The organism is Shewanella sp. GutDb-MelDb (genome assembly GCF_002836075.1).
Classification (GTDB): domain Bacteria; phylum Pseudomonadota; class Gammaproteobacteria; order Enterobacterales; family Shewanellaceae; genus Shewanella.
The window spans coordinates 40,881-65,124 of the sequence record NZ_PJBM01000265.1 but is presented as its reverse complement, the minus strand read 5'-3'; the positions used below and the strand labels follow the sequence as shown (position 1 = coordinate 65,124).

At 44.4% G+C, this 24,244-nt stretch carries 20 protein-coding genes and 2 tRNA genes; 21 read left to right on the top strand and 1 reads right to left on the bottom strand.

Features of this window, described 5'->3' with window-relative positions; translation table 11 throughout:
* Nucleotides 1–127: 127 nt before the first annotated feature.
* From dnaK to secF, 11 genes are all read left to right on the top strand, one after another.
* The gene (dnaK, locus tag CXF82_RS21890; RefSeq protein WP_102038813.1) at nt 128–2,053 is read left to right on the top strand and encodes a molecular chaperone DnaK; all 1,926 of its coding nucleotides are present in this window, start codon (nt 128–130) and stop codon (nt 2,051–2,053) included.
* An 89-nt stretch (nt 2,054–2,142) separates the two neighbouring features.
* Nucleotides 2,143–3,276: a molecular chaperone DnaJ gene (gene dnaJ, locus CXF82_RS21885; protein ID WP_101089982.1), complete on the top strand. Its 1,134-nt coding sequence runs from the start codon at nt 2,143–2,145 to the stop codon at nt 3,274–3,276.
* Between the two features lie 88 nt (nt 3,277–3,364).
* Nucleotides 3,365–4,165: a M48 family metallopeptidase gene (locus CXF82_RS21880; protein ID WP_102044936.1), complete on the top strand. Its 801-nt coding sequence runs from the start codon at nt 3,365–3,367 to the stop codon at nt 4,163–4,165.
* An 82-nt stretch (nt 4,166–4,247) separates the two neighbouring features.
* Nucleotides 4,248–4,865, top strand: coding sequence for a BamJ family beta-barrel-assembly machinery protein (locus CXF82_RS21875; protein WP_101089984.1), 618 nt, complete (start codon nt 4,248–4,250; stop codon nt 4,863–4,865).
* Between the two features lie 63 nt (nt 4,866–4,928).
* Nucleotides 4,929–5,744, top strand: a complete 816-nt coding sequence (dapB, locus tag CXF82_RS21870) for a 4-hydroxy-tetrahydrodipicolinate reductase (protein ID WP_101089985.1) — start codon at nt 4,929–4,931, stop codon at nt 5,742–5,744.
* A gap of 175 nt (nt 5,745–5,919) precedes the next feature.
* Nucleotides 5,920–7,092 carry a glutamine-hydrolyzing carbamoyl-phosphate synthase small subunit gene (carA, locus tag CXF82_RS21865; RefSeq protein WP_101090038.1) on the top strand — a complete coding sequence of 391 codons (1,173 nt, stop codon included), beginning with the start codon at nt 5,920–5,922 and terminating at the stop codon, nt 7,090–7,092.
* Between the two features lie 28 nt (nt 7,093–7,120).
* On the top strand, nt 7,121–10,342 hold the full coding sequence (carB, locus tag CXF82_RS21860; RefSeq protein WP_101089986.1) for a carbamoyl-phosphate synthase large subunit: 3,222 nt from the start codon (nt 7,121–7,123) through the stop codon (nt 10,340–10,342).
* Nucleotides 10,343–10,709: 367 nt separating this feature from the next.
* The gene (greA, locus tag CXF82_RS21855) at nt 10,710–11,186 is read left to right on the top strand and encodes a transcription elongation factor GreA (RefSeq protein ID WP_101089987.1); all 477 of its coding nucleotides are present in this window, start codon (nt 10,710–10,712) and stop codon (nt 11,184–11,186) included.
* Nucleotides 11,187–11,333: 147 nt separating this feature from the next.
* Complete coding sequence (locus CXF82_RS21850) at nt 11,334–11,849, top strand: hypothetical protein (protein WP_257982845.1); 516 nt, start codon at nt 11,334–11,336, stop codon at nt 11,847–11,849.
* A gap of 349 nt (nt 11,850–12,198) precedes the next feature.
* Nucleotides 12,199–14,013 (top strand): protein translocase subunit SecD, encoded by a 1,815-nt coding sequence (gene secD, locus CXF82_RS21845; RefSeq protein ID WP_102044935.1) that lies wholly within the window; start codon nt 12,199–12,201, stop codon nt 14,011–14,013.
* 1 nt (nt 14,014) lies between these two features.
* Nucleotides 14,015–14,914: a protein translocase subunit SecF gene (gene secF, locus CXF82_RS21840; protein WP_101089989.1), complete on the top strand. Its 900-nt coding sequence runs from the start codon at nt 14,015–14,017 to the stop codon at nt 14,912–14,914.
* A 136-nt stretch (nt 14,915–15,050) separates the two neighbouring features.
* On the opposite strand, the gene yhbY is transcribed toward secF, so the two are convergent.
* Nucleotides 15,051–15,350, bottom strand: coding sequence for a ribosome assembly RNA-binding protein YhbY (gene yhbY / locus CXF82_RS21835; protein ID WP_101089990.1), 300 nt, complete (start codon nt 15,348–15,350; stop codon nt 15,051–15,053).
* A gap of 91 nt (nt 15,351–15,441) precedes the next feature.
* Here yhbY and rlmE point away from each other — a divergent pair, with 91 nt between their 5' ends.
* The 10 genes from rlmE to nusA all read left to right on the top strand — a co-directional run bounded on the left by rlmE (nt 15,442) and on the right by nusA (nt 24,237).
* Nucleotides 15,442–16,071, top strand: a complete 630-nt coding sequence (gene rlmE / locus CXF82_RS21830; RefSeq protein ID WP_101089991.1) for a 23S rRNA (uridine(2552)-2'-O)-methyltransferase RlmE — start codon at nt 15,442–15,444, stop codon at nt 16,069–16,071.
* A gap of 61 nt (nt 16,072–16,132) precedes the next feature.
* On the top strand, nt 16,133–18,085 hold the full coding sequence (gene ftsH, locus CXF82_RS21825; protein ID WP_180961038.1) for an ATP-dependent zinc metalloprotease FtsH: 1,953 nt from the start codon (nt 16,133–16,135) through the stop codon (nt 18,083–18,085).
* A 112-nt stretch (nt 18,086–18,197) separates the two neighbouring features.
* Nucleotides 18,198–18,986: a dihydropteroate synthase gene (gene folP / locus CXF82_RS21820; protein ID WP_374702382.1), complete on the top strand. Its 789-nt coding sequence runs from the start codon at nt 18,198–18,200 to the stop codon at nt 18,984–18,986.
* Nucleotides 18,987–19,069: 83 nt separating this feature from the next.
* Nucleotides 19,070–20,407: a phosphoglucosamine mutase gene (glmM, locus tag CXF82_RS21815; RefSeq protein ID WP_101089994.1), complete on the top strand. Its 1,338-nt coding sequence runs from the start codon at nt 19,070–19,072 to the stop codon at nt 20,405–20,407.
* Nucleotides 20,408–20,593: 186 nt separating this feature from the next.
* Nucleotides 20,594–21,376: a triose-phosphate isomerase gene (tpiA, locus tag CXF82_RS21810; RefSeq protein ID WP_101089995.1), complete on the top strand. Its 783-nt coding sequence runs from the start codon at nt 20,594–20,596 to the stop codon at nt 21,374–21,376.
* Between the two features lie 2 nt (nt 21,377–21,378).
* The gene (gene secG, locus CXF82_RS21805) at nt 21,379–21,714 is read left to right on the top strand and encodes a preprotein translocase subunit SecG (RefSeq protein ID WP_102044934.1); all 336 of its coding nucleotides are present in this window, start codon (nt 21,379–21,381) and stop codon (nt 21,712–21,714) included.
* 109 nt (nt 21,715–21,823) lie between these two features.
* Nucleotides 21,824–21,910 (top strand) — tRNA-Leu (locus CXF82_RS21800).
* A gap of 105 nt (nt 21,911–22,015) precedes the next feature.
* A tRNA-Met gene (locus CXF82_RS21795) sits at nt 22,016–22,092 on the top strand.
* A 162-nt stretch (nt 22,093–22,254) separates the two neighbouring features.
* A complete protein-coding gene (gene rimP / locus CXF82_RS21790) occupies nt 22,255–22,710 on the top strand; it encodes a ribosome maturation factor RimP (RefSeq protein ID WP_101089997.1) in 456 nt (151 codons plus the stop codon).
* A 27-nt stretch (nt 22,711–22,737) separates the two neighbouring features.
* A complete protein-coding gene (nusA, locus tag CXF82_RS21785; RefSeq protein ID WP_101089998.1) occupies nt 22,738–24,237 on the top strand; it encodes a transcription termination factor NusA in 1,500 nt (499 codons plus the stop codon).
* Nucleotides 24,238–24,244: the final 7 nt, after the last annotated feature.

Genomic DNA, 24,244 nt, shown 5'->3' with positions numbered 1-24,244 from the left:
TCAAACGTCCCAATATAGGTAACCAAGAGACGAAATGGACAACATGTAAGACTTGAAAACGATTCAGTCTGACCCCATTTCTATTACCAGATAACAAATTTAGTTAAGACATATTTCGGAGGACTCCATGGGTAGAATTATTGGTATCGATTTAGGCACAACAAACTCTTGTGTTGCAGTATTAGATGGCGGCAAAGCGCGCGTATTAGAAAATGCTGAAGGCGATCGTACTACACCCTCAATCATCGCATACACTGCAGATGAGACTCTCGTTGGCCAACCTGCAAAGCGTCAGGCTGTAACAAACCCAACGAACACCGTATATGCTATTAAGCGTCTTATTGGTCGTCGTTTTAAAGATGACGAAGTTCAACGTGACGTTGACATCATGCCATTCAAAATTGTTGGCGCAGATAACGGCGATGCTTGGGTTGAAGCCCAAGGCAAGAAAATGGCTCCACCACAAATCTCTGCTGAAATCTTGAAGAAGATGAAGAAGACAGCAGAAGATTTCTTAGGTGAAGAAGTCACAGAAGCTGTTATTACTGTTCCTGCATACTTTAACGATTCACAGCGTCAAGCAACTAAAGATGCTGGCCGTATTGCTGGTCTAGAAGTTAAGCGTATTATCAACGAGCCTACTGCTGCTGCACTTGCATACGGTATTGATAAGAAGCAAGGCGATAACATCGTTGCAGTATACGATCTAGGTGGTGGTACATTTGATATCTCTATCATTGAAATCGACAGCGTTGATGGCGAGCAGACTTTCGAAGTGCTTGCGACTAACGGTGACACTCACTTAGGTGGTGAAGATTTTGATAACCGTATGATTAAGTATCTTGCGGATGAGTTCAAAAAAGAACAAGGTCTTGATTTACGTAACGATCCGCTAGCGATGCAGCGTCTTAAAGAAGCTGCTGAAAAAGCGAAGATTGAGCTTTCAAGCACTACTCAAACTGAAGTTAACCTGCCTTACATCACAGCTGATGCAACAGGTCCTAAGCATTTAGTGGTTAAGATCACTCGTGCAAAACTTGAGTCACTGGTTGAAGACTTGATTACTCGCACGCTTGAGCCACTAAAAGTTGCTCTAGCAGATGCTGACTTAAAAGTTTCTGATGTCAACGAAGTGATTCTTGTTGGTGGTCAGACTCGTATGCCTAAAGTACGTGCAGAAGTTTCTGCTTTCTTTGGTAAAGAGCTACGTCAAGATGTTAACCCTGATGAAGCTGTTGCTATTGGCGCAGCTGTTCAAGCGGGCGTACTTTCTGGCGACGTTAAAGACGTATTGCTACTAGACGTTACGCCACTGTCTCTAGGTATTGAGACTATGGGCAGTGTAATGACTAAGCTTATCGAGAAGAACACCACTATCCCGACTAAAGCGTCACAAACGTTCTCGACTGCTGACGACAACCAAAGTGCTGTGACTATTCACGTACTTCAAGGTGAGCGTAAGCAATCAAGCGGTAACAAGTCTCTAGGTCAATTCAACCTAGAAGGTATTGAGCCAGCTCCACGTGGCATGCCACAAGTTGAAGTTGCTTTCGATATTGATGCCGATGGTATCTTGCATGTCTCAGCGACAGACAAGAAAACGGGCAAAGCACAGAACATTACGATTAAAGCCTCTTCAGGTCTAAGTGATGAAGAAGTTGAAGCAATGGTTCGTGATGCTGAAGCTCACGCTGATGAAGATGCTAAGTTCGAAGAGCTAGTCACTGCGCGTAACCAAGCCGATGGCATGGTTCACTCAACGAAGAAGCAAATCGAAGAAGCCGGTGAAGCATTACCTGCTGACGAAAAAGAGAAGATTGAAGCTGCAATGGCTGCTGTTGACACTGCCACTAAAGGCAATGACAAAGAAGCGATTGAAAAAGCGACTCAAGAGCTAATGGAAGCCTCTTCTAAGCTAATGGAAATTGCCCAAGCTAAAGCGCAAGCACAGCAAGGTCAACCAGAAGGCGCAGACGAAGCTCAACAAGACGCTCACGCAGCTGATGATGTTGTTGACGCTGAGTTTGAAGAAGTGAAAGACGACAAAAAATAATGCCGGATAACTCCTAATTTATTCTAGCGGGCGTTATGAGGAAACTCTAACGCCCGTTCGTGTAACTCCAGCAAAGAAAGCATGAGATTATGTCAAAGCGAGATTTTTACGAAGTATTAGGTGTCGGACGTGACGCCAGCGAACGCGAAGTGAAAAAAGCTTATAAGCGTTTAGCAATGAAGTTTCACCCAGATCGCAACCCAGGTGATAAAGAAGCAGAAGCTAACTTTAAAGAAGTTAAAGAAGCTTACGAAATCCTTACCGACAGCGATAAGAAAGCCGCCTATGATCAGTTTGGTCATGCTGGTGTTGATCCTAATCGTGGTGGTGGCGGTCAAGGCGGTGCTGATTTTGGCGACGTGTTTGGCGATGTATTTGGTGATATCTTCGGTGGTGGCCGTCGTGGCGGCGGCGGACAACGTCAAGCTGCACGTGGTAGCGATCTACGTTACAACCTTGAACTGTCTTTAGAAGAAGCGGTTAAAGGTTTAAGCAAAGAACTGCGCATTCCAACATTGGTCGCGTGTGAACCTTGTAATGGTAGTGGTGCTAAGAAAGGCTCATCACCAACCACTTGTGGTACCTGTCATGGCCAAGGCCAAGTGCAGATGCGTCAAGGGTTCTTTGCGGTTCAGCAAGCTTGTCCTACTTGTCATGGTCGCGGTAAGATCATTAAAGATCCTTGTAATAAGTGTCATGGCGAAGGTCGTGTTGAGAAGAGCAAAACCTTGGCTGTTAAGATCCCAGCAGGGGTTGATACCGGCGATCGTATTCGTTTAACTGGCGAAGGCGAAGCGGGTGAGTTTGGTGCACCTGCTGGTGACCTATATGTTCAGGTCAGTGTACGTGAACATGCTATTTTCCAGCGCGATGGCAATAACCTTTATTGCGAAGTGCCAATTTCATTTAGCAAGGCGGCGTTGGGCGGCGAGATTGAAGTACCGACATTAGACGGTAAGGTTAATCTTAAAATCCCAACCGAAACGCAAACAGGCCGTATGTTCCGTATGCGCGGTAAAGGCGTTAAGTCTGTACGCAGTCACGCTGTTGGTGACTTGTTATGCAAGGTTGTAATGGAAACTCCGGTTAACCTTAATGAGCGTCAGAAAGAGTTACTTCGTGAATTCGAAGATACACTCACTGGCGAATCAAAAAAACATAGCCCTAAAGCTGACGGTTTTTTTGACGGTGTTAAAAAGTTTTTCCAAGATCTGAATAGCTAATAAAAGTCATCGACTGGCCGATTTAGAACGACTAAAGCCTCGCATAGCGAGGCTTTTTTTTACTTAAAAATAATGGATTTAACCCACGATGAAAGGATTACTCCTAATTGTTAGCGCCTTATTGCTAATATCAGGTTGCGCGACGCATCACTCCCCGACAGGCCGAAATCAAACACTGCTGTTTTCTGCTCAAGAGATGTCGCAGCTAGGGGACTCATCTTTTGTTGAACTTAAAAAGACAGAAAAAATTAGCGATGATATTCAACTGAACCGATTTGTTGATTGTGTGGCGGCTCGAATTACACGGGCGCTACCAGAGCAAGGTCAGCGTTGGGAGGTTATTGTGTTCGACTCTAAACAAGTGAATGCCTTTGCACTGCCTGGTCGGCATATAGGTGTTTACACTGGCTTACTCAACGTTGCCATCAATGAAGATCAATTGGCGACGGTTATTAGCCATGAAGTTGCCCATGTTCTGGCTAATCATAGCAATGAGCAAGTATCGCGCGCGAAAATGACTGGAATAGGAATGCAGTTTGCGGATCTTGCTCTAGATGTTGGTGGTGTTTCAAATCAAGAGGGGTATATGGCCGCCTTAGATTTAGGCATTCAAGTGGGGTATATGTTGCCTTATGGTCGAGAGCAAGAAAGTGAAGCCGATATTATGGGGGTACAATTGATGGCTTCTGCAGGGTTTAATCCTGCAGAAAGTGTAGCACTGTGGCGTAATATGGCCAAAGCGGGTGGTGAACAAGGTCCTGAATTACTATCTACCCACCCATCATATGGCCAGCGCATTGAATCATTACAGGAAATGCAGGCTAAAGCTCAACATCTTTATGAGGCTAACCGTGTTAGTGTGAAAGATACTTGTCAAAGGCCAAAATAGCTGCGCTTTTTAGGGCTATATCACAGAAAATATGCTAAGGTTTCGCGCGAAAATTCATTGAATCATTAAGAGAATAATCATTATGTCTGATAAGTTCAGTACAATTGAAGAGCAAGCAAGTTACGGTGTTGGTCGTCAACTAGGTGAGCAACTCGCTGCTAACTCATTTGAGGGTATCGATATTTCAGCTGCTCAATTGGGTCTATCTGACGCTTTTGAAGGTAAAGAAAGTATTGTTGATATGCAAGATATGCAAGTCGCATTTACTGAAATCAGCCAACGCATCCAGAAAGTGCAAGAAGCTGCCGCTGCCGCTGCATCAGAAGAGGGTGATAAGTACCTAGTTGATAACGCTGCACGTGACGGAATATTGACCACTGAATCTGGCCTACAGTATGAAATTATTGCTGAAGGTAATGGCGACAAGCCTGATTATGATTCAACTGTACGTGTTCATTACCACGGTACTTTCATCTCTGGTAATATATTTGATAGTTCAGTTGCCCGTGGCGAGCCTGCTGAATTTCCAGTGTCTGGCGTTATCGCTGGTTGGACTGAAGCATTACAACTAATGCCTGTCGGTTCTAAGTGGAAGTTGTTCGTGCCGCATCACCTAGCATACGGTGAGCGTGGAGCGGGTGCTTCAATTCCACCGTATTCAGCTTTGGTATTCGAAGTTGAATTGTTAGATATTATCTAAGTTAGCCAATAAGCCTAAGTTAATACTTAGGCTTTTTTTTGACATTTGTAAGGAGTGACCGAGATGACTGAAAAAGTAAGAGTGGCTATTACCGGCGGCAGTGGTCGTATGGGACGTACTCTTATTGAAGCGGCTAAACAGAATGATCTCATTTTGTTAGGTGCTGCGATTGAGCGTGCGGGTTCTACGTTGATGGGTGTTGACGCGGGAGAACTTGCAGGTGTGGGCGCAATGAATGTTGCGATTACCGACTCACTAGACAAGGCCGTTGATGATTTTGATGTGCTCATCGACTTTACTTCGCCTGAAGCTAGTGTCATCCATGCTGGTTGGTGTGCTAACAATGGCAAAGCTATTGTTATCGGCACAACCGGATTCAATCATGCTCAAAAAGAGCAAATTTCAGCATACTCTAAACAAGTGCCAATTGTGATGGCGCCTAATATGGCTGTCGGCGTAAACCTCATGTGGAAGCTGCTTGAAGTGGCTGCCGAAGTGATGGGTCATTATAGTGATATCGAGATTATCGAAGGCCACCACCGTTATAAGAAAGACGCCCCTTCAGGGACGGCACTCAAAATGGGTGAAGTCATCGCTGAAACGTTAGGCCGTGATCTGGATAAATGTGCCGTATATGGCAGAGAAGGGATCACTGGTGAGCGCGATAGAGAAACCATTGGTTTTTCGACCATACGCGCTGGCGATATCGTTGGTGAACATACTGCAATGTTTGCCGATATTGGCGAGCGACTCGAAATAACCCATAAAGCATCGAGTCGAATGACCTTTGCTAATGGAGCGATGCGGGCTGCATCCTGGTTGGTCGTTCAGGGCGAAGGGCTCTATGATATGCAGCAAGTCCTTGGCCTAAAACAATAAATATTAAAAACCGCTATTAGCGGTTTTTTTTTGCGCGAACAGTTATTTTTGTTAAAAGCACAGTTCCGCTATAGACGAATACCCATTTTCCATATAAACTCGGCGGAATTTGTCAAAATTTCGTATTTTATCGAAAGTTGGTATTTTAAAAAAACACAAAAAACATTGTATTTCAATGATTTGGCTCTTTCCGGAGGTCGCGTTGACAAAGTCTGCCTTACTCGTACTTGAAGATGGAACCGTTTTTTCTGGCACTGCAATTGGTGCTGAAGGGATGTCTGTTGGTGAAGTGGTATTTAACACTTCAATGACTGGTTACCAAGAAATTTTGACTGATCCATCGTATTCACGTCAAATCGTAACCTTAACTTACCCACATATCGGTAATACTGGCACCAATGATGAAGACACTGAGTCGTCATCTGTTCATGCTTGTGGTCTTATTATTCGAGACTTGCCGCTTACCGCAAGTAATTTTCGAAATCAGCAATCTTTAAGTGACTACTTAAAGGCCAACAACGTCGTTGGTATTGCGGATATTGATACCCGTAAATTGACTCGTATTTTACGAGAAAAAGGCGCCCAAGCAGGATGTATTCTTGTGGGTGACTTAGATGAAGCCAAGGCGCTAGCAGCTGCTAAAGCGTTCCCTGGTTTAAAAGGCATGGATTTAGCCAAAGAAGTCACCACCACTGAAGCCTATCAATGGCGTAGCGGTAGCTGGCGTCTTGTGGGCGGTTTACCGTCAGATAAGACTGAAGCAGAGCTTAAGTATAAAGTCGTTGCTTATGATTACGGTGTTAAGCGTAACATTTTGCGCATGTTAGTCGACCGTGGCTGTGACGTCACTGTTGTTCCGGCACAAACACCTGCATCGACAGTGTTAGCGATGAACCCAGATGGGATTTTCCTATCAAATGGTCCTGGTGACCCAGAACCATGTGACTATGCAATTACGGCGATTCAAGAGATTTTAAAGACTGAAATTCCTGTCTTTGGTATCTGTTTAGGTCACCAGTTATTAGCATTAGCCTCAGGCGCTAAAACCTTGAAAATGAAATTTGGTCATCACGGTGCAAACCACCCAGTGAGCAATATCGAGCAAGGCAATGTAATGATCACCAGTCAAAACCACGGTTTTGCTGCAGATGAAACAACACTGCCAGCCAATATTAAAGTGACTCACAAGTCACTGTTTGATGGTTCTTTGCAAGGTATTCACCTTACTGATAAGCCAGCGTTTAGCTTCCAGGGTCACCCTGAAGCAAGCCCTGGACCACATGATGCCGCGCCATTGTTTAATCATTTCATTGACTTGATTGAACTGTATCGCCAGAACGCCAAGTAGTAACCTCATCCGGGAGAAGATTTAAGCAATGCCAAAACGTACCGATATAAAGAGTATTCTTATCCTAGGGGCTGGACCAATTGTTATTGGCCAAGCCTGTGAGTTTGACTACTCAGGCGCTCAAGCCTGTAAAGCCCTACGCGAAGAGGGTTACCGAGTTATTCTTGTTAACTCTAACCCTGCAACGATTATGACTGACCCAGAGATGGCCGATGCAACTTATATCGAGCCGATTCACTGGGAAGTAGTACGCAACATTATTGCTAAAGAGCGCCCAGATGCGATCTTACCAACAATGGGTGGCCAGACTGCACTTAACTGTGCTCTCGAGCTTGAAAGCCGTGGCGTACTAAAAGAGTTCAATGTCGATATGATTGGCGCTACAGCCGATGCAATCGATAAAGCGGAAGACCGCAGCCGTTTTGATAAGGCGATGAAGTCGATTGGACTTGAATGTCCTCGTGCCGGTATCGCTCATAATATGGATGAAGCTCGCGCTGTATTAGCAGAAGTCGGCTATCCATGTATTATTCGCCCATCATTCACCATGGGCGGCAGCGGTGGCGGCATCGCGTACAACAAAGAAGAATTTGAAGATATCTGTTCTCAAGGTCTGGATCTTTCTCCGACCAGCGAACTGCTTATCGACGAATCTTTGATTGGTTGGAAAGAGTACGAAATGGAAGTGGTACGTGACCGTAATGATAACTGTATCATTGTCTGTGCCATTGAAAACTTCGACCCAATGGGTGTGCACACCGGTGATTCCATCACCGTTGCTCCAGCACAAACCTTAACTGACAAAGAGTACCAATTGATGCGTAATGCATCACTTGCAGTGCTACGTGAGATTGGTGTTGAAACCGGTGGTTCTAACGTACAGTTTGGTATCAACCCTGAAGATGGCCGTATGGTTATCATCGAGATGAACCCACGTGTATCGCGCTCATCTGCATTAGCGTCTAAAGCGACAGGTTTCCCTATCGCTAAAATCGCTGCCAAGTTGGCGATTGGCTATACGTTAGACGAGCTAAGCAACGACATTACAGGTGGTGCTACGCCAGCATCTTTTGAACCTGCAATTGATTACGTTGTGACTAAATTACCCCGCTTTAACTTCGAAAAGTTTGCCGGTGCTAATGACCGTCTAACAACACAGATGAAGTCAGTCGGTGAAGTGATGGCGATTGGCCGTACTTTCCAAGAGTCACTGCAAAAAGCACTACGTGGTCTTGAAGTTGGTAAAAACGGTCTTTGTCCAGAGATTGATATCACTGAACCTGATGCTATGTCGCGTATTCGTCATGAGCTAAAAGAACCTGGTGCAGAGCGTATTTGGTATATTGCTGATGCATTCCGTTTAGGTTTGTCGGTTGAGGATATCTTTGGTTTAACCAATGTTGACCCTTGGTTCCTAGTGCAAATTGAAGACTTACTTAAGTCTGAAACACAAGTTGCCGAAGCGGGCTTTGCGGGTTTAGACAAAGATACTTTACGTAAGCTTAAACGCAAGGGTTTTGCCGATTCGCGCTTAGCAGCGCTTGCCGGTGTTAGCGAGACTGAAGTGCGTAAATTACGTACTCGTTTTGAAATTCATCCGGTTTACAAGCGTGTTGATACTTGCGCCGCTGAGTTTGCAACCGATACCGCATACATGTACTCAACTTATGAAGAAGAGTGCGAAGCTAACCCATCAAATCGTGAAAAAATCATGATATTGGGCGGCGGACCTAACCGAATCGGTCAAGGTATTGAATTTGATTACTGTTGTGTACACGCGGCGTTAGCGTTACGTGAAGACGGTTACGAGACCATCATGGTTAACTGTAACCCTGAAACGGTATCTACCGATTACGACACTTCAGATCGTCTGTATTTTGAGTCTATTACTTTTGAAGATGTACTTGAAATCGTGCGTATCGAGAAGCCAAAAGGCGTTATCGTGCAGTACGGTGGTCAAACACCGCTTAAGTTAGCCCGTGATCTTGAAGCCGCTGGCGTACCCATTATTGGTACCAGTCCAGATGCCATTGACCGTGCTGAAGACCGCGAACGTTTCCAGCAAGCGATTGTGCGTTTAAACATGAAGCAACCTGAAAATGATACGGTAACGACCGTTGAAGGCGCTGTGATCTCTGGCGAGCGTATCGGTTATCCATTAGTGGTTCGTCCATCTTATGTATTGGGTGGCCGCGCAATGGAGATTGTTTATGATGAACAAGATTTGCGTCGTTATTTCAATGAAGCAGTGAGTGTTTCAAATGCATCACCAGTATTGCTAGACAGATTCCTTGATAATGCGATTGAAGTCGATATCGATGCAATTTGTGACGGTGAAACTGTAGTTATCGGTTCTATCATGGAACATATCGAGCAAGCGGGCGTTCACTCTGGTGACTCTGGTTGTTCTTTACCTCCATATAGCTTGAGCCAAGATATTCAAGATCGTATGCGTGTGCAAGTGGGTAAGTTAGCCATGGAACTTGGCGTTATCGGTTTGATGAACGTACAGTTTGCCATCAAAGATGACGAAATCTACATGATTGAAGTTAATCCTCGTGCAGCGCGTACCGTTCCTTTTGTATCGAAAGCGACAGGCGTCCCGTTAGCCAAGATTGCGGCACGTGTTATGGCGGGTCAAAGCCTTAAGTCACAGAATATTACTGAGGAAGTGATCCCACCGTTTTTCTCTGTAAAAGAAGTGGTATTGCCGTTTAACAAGTTCCCTGGTGTTGACCCATTGCTCGGCCCTGAAATGCGCTCTACCGGTGAAGTGATGGGTGTGGGTGACTCGTTTGCCGAAGCTTATGCTAAAGCGCAGCTTGGTGCGACGTGTGAAGTGCCAAAATCAGGCCGCGCATTATTGTCTGTTCGTAACAGTGATAAAGCGCGCGTTGCCGATTTAGCCGCTAAGTTGATTGAGCTGGGTTATGAAATTGATGCGACTCACGGTACTGCAGTTATTTTAGGCGAAGCGGGTATTAACCCACGTCTAGTGAACAAGGTACACGAAGGTCGTCCGCATATTCTTGACCGTATTAAGAATGGCGAATATACCTACATTGTTAATACCACTGAAGGTCGTAAGGCGATTGAAGATTCACGTCAACTTCGCCGCGGTGCACTGCGCTATAAAGTGAATTACACCACGACATTGAATGCTGCATTTGCAACGTGTATGGCGCATGCTGCCGATTCCCGTTCAAATGTGACGTCAGTGCAAGAGCTACATAAACGTATTACTAAGTAAATTTAAGTGATGCAAAAAAGGCCGCATTTTTTGCGGCCTTTTTTATGATTTATTTACGGGATTATACCGAAACGATAGATATGGATAGAAACCCCGGTACAACTTCTATGTTACTAGCGCTCACTGCAGGCGAATAAAGCTGAGGTAGAAGTAAAGGTGCAAATTAGGTGAACGGACTCTCGATTAATAAAGATTTATCTGACTTTGCTAGTAAGTATTGCCAAGGTTGAGTAAGCTCTATAAATTCTGCAGGTGCAACTTTTGCCCTCAGCGTTTACAATAGCGCAATTCCACAGATTATTGCCACGTTGACAAATTGACCCGTCAGCGAGGACTGCTTTTGTTTTAAAGGAGACGAAAGAAGCTTATGAGTAAGGTTCCAATGACAGTCGTCGGTGCTGAACGACTACGTAAAGAATTAGAGATTTTGAAATTTGACCGTCGTCCGAAAATTGCACAAGCAATCGGTGAAGCGCGTGAGCTAGGCGATTTGAAAGAAAACGCTGAATACCACGCTGCTCGAGAAGAGCAAGGGCTATGTGAAGCTCGAGTTCGTGATATCGAAGGTAAACTGTCTCATGCACAAGTTATTGATGTGACGGACATGCCTAATACAGGTCGAGTTATTTTCGGTACTACAGTGACGATCTTAAACGTCGATACTGATGAAGAAGTGACCTATCGCATCGTGGGTGAAGATGAAGCTAATGTGAAAGAGAATTTACTTTCAGTGAGCTCACCTATCGCACGTGGTTTGGTTGGTAAGAGTGTTGATGATGAAATCTCGATCACTACACCCGGTGGTACCAACGACTTTGAAATTATTAAAGTCCAATATATCTAACTTAATTGATTAGATATTAAAGAAAACCGCTGTTTAGCGGTTTTTTTATGAGATTTTTATTGTGATGCTATTAAAAGTTTGTATAAGCTGAGCGCTACGCTTAGTATATAAATCTTAATAGATATACCTGAATATAGGCAAAAAATAGTGCAGTTATTTTGGCGGTTTGGATTCATTTTGCTATTCATAGGGGGATTATTTCTCACTCCTATGTCTGCGAGTGCATCAGTGCCAAATCAAAATAATGACATCGGCTTTGTTACTTTAGATCTTACTCTGTCTGAAGTGGCGCTTGGATTTTATAGTCACACTTCGATCGCTCCAGATAGCCAGCAGTTGCATAATCTATCCAGCAATATGCTTTTAAGGTTTCAAAACAAGCAAGCCAAGCAGACTGAAGGCGACGGCTCTGAATATGCCCCGTTGGTGTCGCAACGTTTTATCAGTTTTTCGCAACACGATCCGCTACGAAATCGTCCAAGCTATCTGTTAGCCTTTGAGTTTTTATCCCCCCCGATCCCTTCTTTAACTGTTGGATATCGAATAGATGTCAAGCCTACCGTGGATTGGTTGCTGCATATTGAAAGCGCTTCTCATCGACTTTCTGCATGGAAAGAATCTAATTTACTGTACCGTTTTTCTCACTCCCGCTCCCTTAGCTAAGTATCGATAAGCCCGTTGGCTTAACTATCGAGAACGGTTGCTAGCAGTTATTCCAAAGTCAAATTTACACTTAGCGCTCCATCGTGAATAGATGTGAGCGGTCACTGGTGAAACTGTATTTGTCCTTTGTTGCCTAATTGTCATCAATATCTGTTTTAGACGTTTGAAATTGACGTTTTATGTCGATTATATATCCGCGTCTGATTTTTATATTGGAATTTGATGCCAAGTAAGCTTGGACTCAATCACTCTCTCGATAGCTAATAAAGCAATATTGCATTTGCCAGTACCTACTGGGATAACTGCCAATATTTATCGCGTTACTAGTGAATATAAAGAGCAAGACAATATGAGAGAAAATAACAAATCGACGATTTTAAATCATTACAGTGCATGGAAGTATGTGCTGTTACTAGTCACCATTATCATTATGTTATTCAGTGCATTGCCCACTTTTTATGGTGAAGATGCCGCCGTGCAAATCGGTGCGAAAGCGGGTCTAAAAGTTAACTCTTTAGCGTTACACCATTTGCTGGAGTCCCAGGGCGTTAACGTCAAACGTATTGACCAAGCTAAGGGGGAAACACTGATCGTACTCGATGATAACTCGCAGCAGTCCCAGCTTAAAACGATGCTCTCCGAGCAAGTTGCAGATCCTTCAGAGTTGACTCTAACACTGGCACCTGATGCACCCAATTGGTTGCTATCTCTAGGCTTTTCGCCAATTAAACTTGGCTTAGATCTTAGAGGTGGAGTGCAGTTCTTACTTGATGTAGAAATTGAACCTGTTTACACAGTGCATTACGACGCTCTTGTTGAATCAGTGAGGCAATTTATTCGCGGGGAGTCTCTTTATGGCGCCAAGGTCCAGCAACACTCGAGTGGAAAGGTAAACATCTCAGTCTCAGATCCAAACCAAAGGCAGGCGCTAAGACAATTCGTTAAGCAGCAATATCCAAATTGGCAGGTAACGAATGCGGGTGATAGTGCGCTTAATGTGGATCTATTAGCGAGTGAAAAAATTAATATTCGCGATTTGATCGTAAAACAAAATCTGCAAATTATGCGCAGTCGTATTGAGCAGCTCGGGATAACTGAAGCTGTTGTGCAGCGTCAAGGCGAGCACCGCATAAGAATTGAGCTGCCAGGTGTGCAAGATCCAGCGGCGGCTAAATCGGTCATTGGCGCAACGGCGAGCCTAGCCTTTTATCAGGTTATGCAACCGGGCTCTGTGAATGCCAAAGTGTTATTTGATGAGCAGAAAGCACCAGTCTATGTGGCAAGGAAGCCAGTTTTAGGTGGCGAGCACATCATTGATGCTAGGGCATCTTTAGGTGAAATGGGCTTACCGGAAGTCGTTATTCACCTCGATCGTGAAGGTGGAAAAATCATGTCGAACTTCTCTCGTGACAATATCGGCAAACCAATGGCGACCTCATACAGTGAATATAGCCGAGATGATAAAGGCCAGATAAGGCAAACCACAGAAGTGATTAGTGTAGCAACGATTCAGTCTCAGCTCAGTGATCGTTTTAGCATTACGGGTGCGGGTGACTATGCCAGTGCACAGCAGCTGGCTTTATTACTTCGAGCAGGCTCTATGACTGCGCCAGTGACTATCGTTGAGGAGCGTACTATTGGCCCGAGCTTAGGCGAAGAAAACATTACTAATGGCTTTTCGGCACTTGCTTTAGGAATGGCGTTTACCTTGTTATTTATGGGGCTTTGGTATCGTCGACTCGGTTGGATAGCAAATATTGCGTTAGTTGCAAACATGGTTTTGCTATTTGGCCTGTTAGCGTTGATCCCTGGGGCAGTGTTGACCTTACCCGGTATTGCGGGACTGGTATTAACGGTTGGTATGGCGGTTGATACCAATGTACTTATTTTTGAAAGGATTAAAGATAAGTTAAAAGAGGGGAAGAGCTTTGCGCATGCGATTGATAGAGGCTTTGACAGCGCTTTGTCCACCATTATAGATGCCAATTTTACCACGATGATCACCGCTATAGTGTTGTACTCAATCGGTAATGGTCCTATTCAAGGGTTTGCTTTGACCTTAGGGCTGGGGTTATTAACGAGTATGTTCACCGGTATTTTTGCTTCAAGAGCATTAGTTAATTGGGTTTATGGACGCGATTTTAGTCGCGATGTGAAGGTGTAATATGAATTTTAAAAAATTGAGTAAGTTAACTAAAGCGCGCTACTTATCTAGCCTAATGTCTTTAGTGATAATGTTCTGCTCCGTCGGAATTATCTTGGTTAATGGTTTTAATTGGGGTTTAGACTTCACCGGCGGTGTGGTTACAGAGGTGAAGCTTGATAGCAATATCAAGGCCGCTCAGATAAGTGAGCTACTAGCGCAACACTCAGATCAAGATGTGAGTGTTATTTCGGCGGGTGAAGCTGGACGTTGGGTGCTGAGATATAGCCAAGTTAACGCTGAATCTAGTTCGAGTATCACCCGTGTTCTGGCGCCATTGACTCATAATATAGAAGTGCTCAATTCGAGTATCGTTGGGCCGCAAATAGGCCAAGAGTTAGCAGAGCAGGGAGGCTTAGCACTTTTGGTTGCGATGTTATGTATCCTCGGCTATCTAAGTTTTCGTTTTGAATGGCGTCTTGCCAGTGGTGCACTATTGGCACTATTTCATGACGTGGCTTTTGTCTTGGCATTCTTTGCGTTAACTCAGATGGAGTTTAACCTTACTGTACTCGCAGCAGTGTTAGCTATTTTGGGGTATTCGCTAAATGACTCAATTATTATCGCAGACCGGATCAGAGAGCTATTAACCTCTAAGCCTAAAATGGCGGTTGAAGCGGTATGCAGTCGAGCGGTACAGGCGACATTCTCTCGCACCATGGTGACGAGTGGCACAACATTAATCACCGTTTCTGCATTGTGGATAATGGGCGGTGGCCCTTTAGAGAGTTTTTCAATAGCAATGTTTCTTGGCATTGTGATTGGTACCTTCTCGTCAATTTCTATCGGGACCAGCTTGCCTGAGTTGCTGAAAGTTAACTCCGAGCATTATAAAGTAAAGCCTATATGTGACGCTCCATAAAAAAACACACAAAAAAAAGCCGCTGAATAATCAGCGGCTTTTTTTATTTATCTTGCAAACTTTTCTTTTTTAAAAGAAACTTTGCTAATTACTTTGCTAATTACTTTGCTAATTACTTTGCTAATTACTTTGCTAATTACTTTGCCTTAGGCACAGCAATTTTCATTTCTTCAGACTGTCGGAACAGTACTAAGACGTGACCGATAAGCTGTATTTTTTCAGCTTGGGTTTCACGTACGATGGCGTCGACGATTGCATTTTTAAGCTCTCTGTCACCAGAGGCTACTTTCACTTTGATCAATTCATGATGAGAGAGTGCACTATCAATTTCAGCCAGTACACCTTCAGTCAGGCCGTTGCCACCAAGCATCACTACAGGCTTTAAATTATGCGCTAAGCCCTTTAAGTGCTGTTTTTGTTTGGTTGTTAAGTTCATTTATACCAACTTTATGCTGAGTTACTGTTGAAAAGCCGCTATTCTACCCTTATATATGCTTTGTGTAACTCTCAATTGTTGCGGATTTTAAATGTCAGGTAAAAAACGAACCGCCAGCTCTTCACGCTGGATGCAAGAACATTTCGATGATCACTATGTCAAGTTAGCGCAAAAGCGCGGCTTTAGGTCGCGAGCGGCCTTTAAGATAGAGGAGATCCAAGAGAAAGATAAACTTATACGATCCGGCATGACTGTGGTCGATTTAGGCGCAGCACCTGGAGGATGGTCGCAAGTGGTTGTTAAACTTGCTGGCGACAAAGGTAAAGTGATCGCGTGCGATATTTTACCTATGGACCCGATTGTTGGGGTCGATTTCCTACAAGGTGATTTCCGCGAAGAGAACGTACTTGAAGCGCTGCTGACGCGAGTTGGTGATGCTAAAGTGGATGTCGTATTATCTGATATGGCGCCAAACATGAGTGGTACTGGCGGGGTCGATCAACCTCGTGCTATGTATTTAGTCGAACTCGCATTAGATATGTGCCATCAAGTTTTGGCACCTAATGGCTGTTTTGCTGTTAAAGTCTTTCAGGGGGAGGGCTTTGACGAGTACATGAAATTAGTTAAACAAGCATTTAAAACCGTTAAAACACGTAAGCCGGATTCATCGCGAGCACGATCACGTGAGGTCTATCTTGTGGCGACGGGGTACAAGTTATAGTAATCTATCGTAAGTACTCTAACATTAGTTTTCGAAAGACTTTAAAAAGAGGTCGAGTAATTTGAGTGACATGGCTAAAAATTTAATTCTCTGGGTTGTCATCGCGGTTGTGTTGATGGCAGTGTTTCAGGGCTATTCCCCCTCTTCTTCTACCAAGCAGAAGATGGATTATTCTACCTTTTTAGACGATGTTCGTGACGGGCAGATTAATACTGTCGAAGTGAAAAGCGATCAACGTACGATTGAAGGAACAAAGCGTACTGGAGAGAAGTTCACCACTATTATGCCAATGCCAGATCTTGACTTGATCAATGATCTAGCCCGTAAAGGCATTATGATGAAAGGACAAGAAGCAGAAGAGTCGGGTTTCTTAACTCAAATCTTTATCTCTTGGTTCCCTATGCTGCTGCTTATCGGGGTATGGATTTTCTTCATGCGTCAGATGCAAGGCGGTGGTGGTAAAGGCGCAATGTCATTTGGTAAGAGTAAAGCCAAATTGATGAGCGAAGACCAAATTAAAACGACTTTTGCTGACGTTGCTGGTTGTGACGAAGCGAAAGAAGACGTTAAAGAATTGGTTGATTACTTAAAAGAGCCAACGCGTTTCCAAAAGTTAGGCGGACGAATTCCTACTGGTGTGTTACTTGTTGGCCCACCAGGTACCGGTAAGACGCTAATTGCTAAAGCCATTGCGGGTGAAGCTAAAGTGCCTTTCTTTACCATTTCAGGTTCAGACTTCGTTGAAATGTTTGTGGGTGTTGGTGCATCTCGAGTCCGTGACATGTTTGAGCAAGCTAAAAAGTCTGCTCCCTGCATTATCTTCATTGATGAAATTGATGCCGTAGGTCGCCAGCGTGGTGCGGGTGTTGGTGGTGGTCATGATGAACGTGAGCAAACATTGAACCAACTACTGGTTGAAATGGATGGTTTTGAAGGCAACGAAGGCGTCATTGTCATCGCCGCGACTAACCGTCCAGACGTGTTAGATGCAGCGTTACTACGTCCAGGTCGTTTTGACCGTCAAGTTGTTGTGGGTCTGCCTGACGTTCGTGGTCGTGAGCAAATTCTTAAAGTCCATATGCGCAAAGTGCCATTGGCTGACGGTGTTAAGGCAAGTGTTATTGCTCGTGGTACGCCAGGTTTCTCTGGTGCAGACCTTGCTAACCTTGTGAACGAAGCGGCATTATTTGCAGCTCGTAACAGTCGCCGCGTCGTGGGCATGGAAGAGTTCGAAAGTGCTAAAGACAAGATCATGATGGGTGCAGAGCGCCGCACTATGGTGATGTCTGAAGCTGAAAAAGAGATGACCGCTTACCATGAAGCAGGTCATGCGATTGTCGGTTGTTTAGTGCCAGAGCATGATCCTGTGCATAAGGTGACTATTATTCCACGCGGTCGAGCGTTGGGTGTGACTTTCTTTTTGCCTGAAGCGGATGCTATTAGCCAAAGCAGACAGAAACTAGAAAGCCAGATTTCAGTTGCCTATGGTGGTCGTTTAGCCGAAGAGATTATCTACGGTAGCCAGAAAGTGTCTACGGGTGCTTCGCAGGATATTAAATATGCGACATCAATAGCACGTAATATGGTGACCCAGTGGGGCTTCTCTGACAAGTTAGGCCCAGTACTCTATGCTGAAGATGAGAATGAAGTCTTCCTTGGACGCAGCATGGGTAAGTCGCAACATATGTCAGATGACACTGCGCGTATTATCGATGCTGAAGTTAAGCTGCTGATATCGTCTAACTACGATAGAGCGCAAGTGTATCTTACCGAGAATATGGACATCCTTCATGCGATGAAAGATGCGCTGATGAAGTATGAAACGATAGACTCGAATCAAATTGATGATTTGATGAAACGTCGTGAAGTGCGTTTACCTGCTGAATGGGAAAAAGATAAGCAGTCTAAGGATAATGACAGTAATGACGCTTCTTCTGAAAAGAAAGAAGATGTTAAGGATACTGAAGATAGTCAAACGGATGTAAGTGATGCGGACGAATCACCTGCTAAGTAATCTTTAGACAATTTTAGAAGACCCCTTTATGGGGTTTTCTTGTTTATGGAGCTTTATTTTGTCGATATTAACTAGTGGTGATAAAGCGTTAGATTTATCCACTGCCGTGATTATGGGGATCCTTAATGTTACCCCAGATTCTTTTTCTGACGGTGGCGAGTTCGCCTCAATAGCGAGCGCCTGCCATCAAGCCGATACTATGGTTGCTCAAGGGGCGACTTTTATTGATATTGGTGGCGAGTCTACAAGACCGGGGGCTAAGGATGTCTCTGAAGCTGATGAGCTCGACCGAGTTATTCCGCTGATAGAGTATGTCGCTAAAACTCATAATGTATGGATCTCAATCGATACTAGCAAGCCTGTGGTAATGAGAGCCGCAGTTGCTGCGGGGGCGCACCTGATTAATGATGTTCGGGCACTGCAAGAACCTGGTGCATTAGTGGCGGCAGCTGAGCTTGGCGTCCCTGTTTGCCTAATGCATATGCAAGGTCAACCTCGAACCATGCAACAAGCGCCAGTTTATGAAGACGTTGTTAAGGATATTGCTCAGTTTTTTGAGTGGCGTATTGAGGCTTGTCTTCAAGCGGGAGTCAAACGAGCGAATATTGTGCTCGATCCAGGATTTGGTTTTGGCAAGTCATTAGCGCATAATTACGAGATACTGCAGCGTTTAGCTGAATTGAGTACATTTGAGCTGCCAATTTTGGCTGGAATGTCTCGAAAAAGCATGTTTGGGCAACTACTTAATCGTGAAGTGTCACAAAGACTAAGTGCCTCCCTTGCTGCTAATATGTTGGCAGTACAGGCGGGCGCAAGTATTGTGCGAGTGCATGATGTACAAGAAACCGCCGACATGATGGCTGTGTTAAGTGCAACAAAAAATTACAAGGATTTAGGCTGAGCACTCGCTTAGCCTAAATGAAGTATGATTGGGTAGGATCTGGGCATTCCTTTCTACCCACCGTTATTAATTTTGGAGTTTTCGTGAAACAAAGACAATTTTTTGGTACTGACGGTATTCGCGGTAAAGTAGGTGCGGGCAAAATGACCCCTGAGTTAGCGCTTAAGCTGGGCTGGGCTGCAGGAAGAGTGTTATCCCGAACGGGTACGCATAAAGTGATTATAGGTAAAGACACCCGCATTTCTGGTTATCTATTTGAATCAGCACTCGAGGCTGGGCTTTCAGCCGCAGGCCTTGATGTCATGCTGATAGGTCCAATGCCAACACCTGCCGTTGCTTATTTGACGCGAACATTCCGTGCAGAAGCTGGCATTGTGATTAGTGCATCACATAATCCTTATTATGATAATGGCATTAAGTTTTTCTATACCGATGGCAGCAAACTTGATGATGCGGTAGAACTCGAAATCGAAGCAGAATTGGAAAAGCCATTAACCTGTGTAGAGTCACACCTTTTAGGCAAAGTTTCTCGTATCGATGACGCCGCGGGTCGTTATATCGAATATTGTAAAAGTCATTTCCCAGCAGAACAAACATTAAGTGGCTTAAAAATTGTTGTCGATTGTGCTCATGGCGCAACGTACCACATCGCCCCTAGTGTATTTAAAGAACTCGGTGCTGAAGTTGTCGCCATTGGTGATAAGCCAAATGGCTTGAACATTAATGATAATGTGGGCGCAACCTCAACGGCTAAAATTTGCGAAACTGTACTGGCAGAAAATGCCGACCTTGGTATTGCACTCGATGGTGACGGTGACCGGATCATGATGGTTAACCGCCATGGACGAGTGATTGATGGCGATGAAATTCTCTACATCTTGGCTTGTGATGCGCAAAAGCGCGGTGTACTGCGGGGGGGAGTTGTCGGAACATTGATGTCTAACTTAGGCTTAGATCTTGCTCTTCAAGCGCTCGATATTCCGTTTGTTCGTTCAAAAGTGGGCGACCGCTACGTAATGGAACTGCTCAAAGAGCACGATTGGCGTATCGGGGGGGAGAATTCTGGCCATATTTTAAACTTAGATCATGGTACAACGGGTGATGGTATTGTAGCGGGGATCTTGGTCCTTGCTGCCATGCGTCGTCAAAATGCCAACCTAGAGGACTTAACCGTCGGTATTACCATGCTGCCTCAAGTGTTGGTCAATGTGCGCTTTGAGGGTGCTGATGACCCATTAACGTCCGCTGAAGTGTTAGCCGCTAAAGTTGAAGTTGAACGAAAACTTGGCGCTAGAGGTCGAGTATTATTGCGTAAATCAGGCACTGAACCTTTGCTTCGAGTGATGGTTGAAGGTGATGATGAAAATGATGTGACCAAATTTGCTAATGAAATTGCTGATGCAGTTCGCAACTTAGTCTAAATGTTCAACTGAGTTTGAGCGCATAAACGTTGATAAAGCTGTTTAAAGGAGTTGCATTGTGAATATAACTCCTTAGTCGCGTAAAAAATATGCGTTCTCGCCTAGTTTATTAAAAATTACGCTTTTAGCTATTGTAACTTAACAAGTGGTTCGATATTATTCACGCCGCTTTCAGAGGAGACCGTGATGGCACTTAGACGTCCGATGGTTGCTGGTAATTGGAAAATGAATGGCAGTGCGCAACTTGCACAAGAGCTATTCAAAAAATTCGCTACCAAGCTCCAAAATGATTCAGCTGAAGTGGTATTGTGTCCGCCTTCTATTTACTTAGAAAGTGTTCGACAGCTGCTAGATGAAAATAAAGAAGCCTTAAACGGTTGTCTTGTCAGAATGGGTTCGCAGAATGTCAGTCAACATGACTTCGGAGCTTATACTGGTGAAATATCTGGGCAGATGTTAAAAGATTCAGGATGCCGGTATGTTATTATCGGACATTCAGAACGTCGCCGTATGTACGGAGAGACGAGTGACATCGTAGCAGAGAAATTTGCTGCTGCTCAAAAACATGGTTTGACGCCGATATTATGTGTTGGTGAATCAGGTCCAGCTCGTGAAGCAAGAAGAACTTTTGAAGTTATTGCCGAAGAGTTAGATATTGTCATTGAAAAAAATGGCACCATGGCTTTTGACAACGCTATTATCGCCTATGAGCCGCTTTGGGCTGTAGGAACAGGTAAGAGTGCTACACCAGAGCAGGCACAAGAAGTTCATGCGTTTATTCGCAAACGCCTGTCTGAAGTTTCTCCCTTTATCGGAGAAAATATCAGGATTTTGTACGGTGGTAGCGTAACACCGAGTAATGCTGCGGATTTATTTGCGCAGCCTGATGTAGACGGTGGCTTGATTGGCGGTGTAAGCCTCAATGCTACTGAATTTCTCAGTCTATGTACGATAGCGATGAGCGCATAAATATGTATGAAGTTCTAATGGTTATATACTTGTTGGTTGCTATAGGTCTAGTAGGACTTATTTTAATCCAGCAAGGTAAGGGTGCAGATATGGGAGCCTCTTTTGGCGCCGGCGCATCAAATACTCTGTTTGGTTCATCAGGTTCTGGTAACTTCTTGACTCGTTCAACAGCTGTTTTAGCAATTGGTTTTTTTGCTCTAAGTTTAACCATTGGTAACTTAAGTGCAAATCACACACAAGCTGAAGACGCTTGGAACGATTTAGGTAGCGATGCAGCACAAGCTGTTGAGCAAGTTCAGCAAGAAGCTGCAAAGTCAGAAGATAAAATCCCTGACTAACCCATAGATTTTTATGGGGACTATTAATCGATTGATTAATAGAGATTGTTTAAATGACTATTAACCTCTTAACGTAGTCATTAGTAAAAACAATCGATGTACAAATTATGCGGATGTGGTGGAATTGGTAGACACGCCAGCTTGAGGGGCTGGTGAGCGCAAGCTCGTGGGGGTTCAAGTCCCCCCATCCGCACCAAATCTTTGATTTTGTTTAATGACCAAGTCAAAGATAATAAAGTGGTATATAAAGCGCTTTATTATTGCAAGTCGAGGTAATTCTCAATATACTTGCACAAGTTGTCGCGGGGTGGAGCAGTATGGTAGCTCGTCGGGCTCATAACCCGAAGGTCGTCGGTTCAAATCCGGCCCCCGCAACCAGCTTCCCAGTAAAGGATTTAGATCCTATACTGTTACAGGTTTCTGGATATATCAACCTCGTCATTACGGGGTTTTTTGTTATCTGGGAGTTACAAAACGGTCATGAAAGTGACTTTTTACTGGGGCTAATTAGGCCCTTTTTTGTTTTTCTGAGGGGTAACCTTGGCTACATTAGAACGCAAACTGGTAGAGATGCTCAAAGCGCCAGTTGAAGCATTAGGTCACGAGCTCTGGGGCTTGGAATATATTCAAGCAGGTAAGCACTCTATCTTGCGTCTATATATAGACAATGAAAAAGGTATTTTTGTTGATGACTGTGCCGATACCAGTCGTCAAGTTAGTGCTGTTATGGATGTTGAAGACCCAATCTCAACTGAGTACACGCTAGAAGTTTCTTCGCCTGGTGTCGATCGGCCATTGTTCACTGCTGAACAATATCTGCTCTATACCGGCGAAACTGTAAAAGTACAATTAACGATGCCTGTCGCAGGCGGTCGTAATTTGAAAGGTACCGTTATTGGCGTCGAGGGGCAAATGCTCACTCTGTCAGTAGAGGGTAATGAACTGATAGTTGCTTTGGATAACATCCGTAAAGGCAATTTAATCGCTAAGTTTTGATGAATTCAAGGTGAACGAGGCAAGAGAATGAATAAAGAGATCCTGCTAGTCGCTGAGGCTGTTTCGAATGAAAAAGGTGTACCACGCGAAAAGATTTTTGAAGCGTTGGAAGTTGCACTAGCCACAGCAACCAAGAAAAAATATGAAGGTGACATCGAAGTTCGTGTTGCTATTGATCGCAAAACTGGTGCCTATGAAACATTCCGTCGTTGGATGGTTGTTGAAGACACTGGCGAGCCATTAGAAAACCCTTTCCGTGAAATTACTCTCGAAGCGGCAGTATATGATGAACCTGAAATTGAGCTTGGCGGCTTTATTGAAGATGAAATCGATTCAGTAGCATTCGACCGTGTTACGACGCAAACGGCAAAGCAAGTTATCGTACAAAAAGTACGTGAAGCTGAACGCGCTCAGATTGTTGACCAATTTCGCGATCGCGAAGGTGAGTTAATTGTCGGTGTGGTTAAGAAAAGTAATCGCGAAAGTGTTGTTGTTGATTTGGGCGGTAATGCCGATGGCGTATTGTTCAAAGAAGACTTGCTCACTCGTGAGTCTTTCCGACCAGGTGATCGTGTACGTGCATTGCTTTACTCTGTACGTCCAGAAGCGCGTGGCGCTCAGTTATTTCTAACACGCACTAAGTCTGAAATGCTGATTGAGCTTTTCCGTGTTGAAGTACCTGAAATTGCCGATGAGATGATCGAAATCATGGGCGCAGCTCGTGATCCAGGTTCACGTGCAAAGATTGCAGTAAAATCTAACGACCGTCGTATCGATCCTATCGGTGCGTGTGTTGGTATGCGTGGCGCACGTGTTCAAGCCGTTTCAAACGAGCTTGGCGGTGAACGTGTTGATATCGTTCTTTGGGACGATAACCCAGCGCAGTATGTTATTAACTGTATGGCACCTGCTGACGTGGCGTCAATCATCGTAGATGAAGACAACCACTCAATGGATATCGCTGTAGAGGCTGATAGCCTAGCGCAAGCAATTGGTCGTAATGGTCAGAATATTCGTCTAGCGACTCAACTGTCTGGTTGGGAACTAAACGTCATGACGGTTAATGACATGAAAGTTAAGCACCAAGCGGAAAGCGCTAAAGTGGTTAATTTACTGATTCAGGCGCTAGACGTTGATGAACAGTTTGCTCAAGTTCTGGCTGACGAAGGCTTTACCTCTTTAGAAGAGATTGCTTACGTACCAACATCAGAACTATTAGAAATAGATGGATTTGACGAAGATACCGTCGAGTCTTTAAGAGAACGTGCAAAAGCGGCGATCTCGACTCGCGCACTTGCGACTGAGGAAGCACTTGACGGTGTTTCACCAAGTGATGACCTTCTAGCGTTAGAAGGTTTGGATAAACACTCGGCATTCGTAATGGCAAGCAAAGGCGTAATCACGCTAGAAGATTTAGCCGAACAAGGCATTGATGATTTGATCGAAATTGTAGAATTAACAGAAGCAAAAGCAGGTGAGCTCATTATGGCTGCCCGTAATATCTGTTGGTTTGGCGAAGAAGCATAAGTCGATC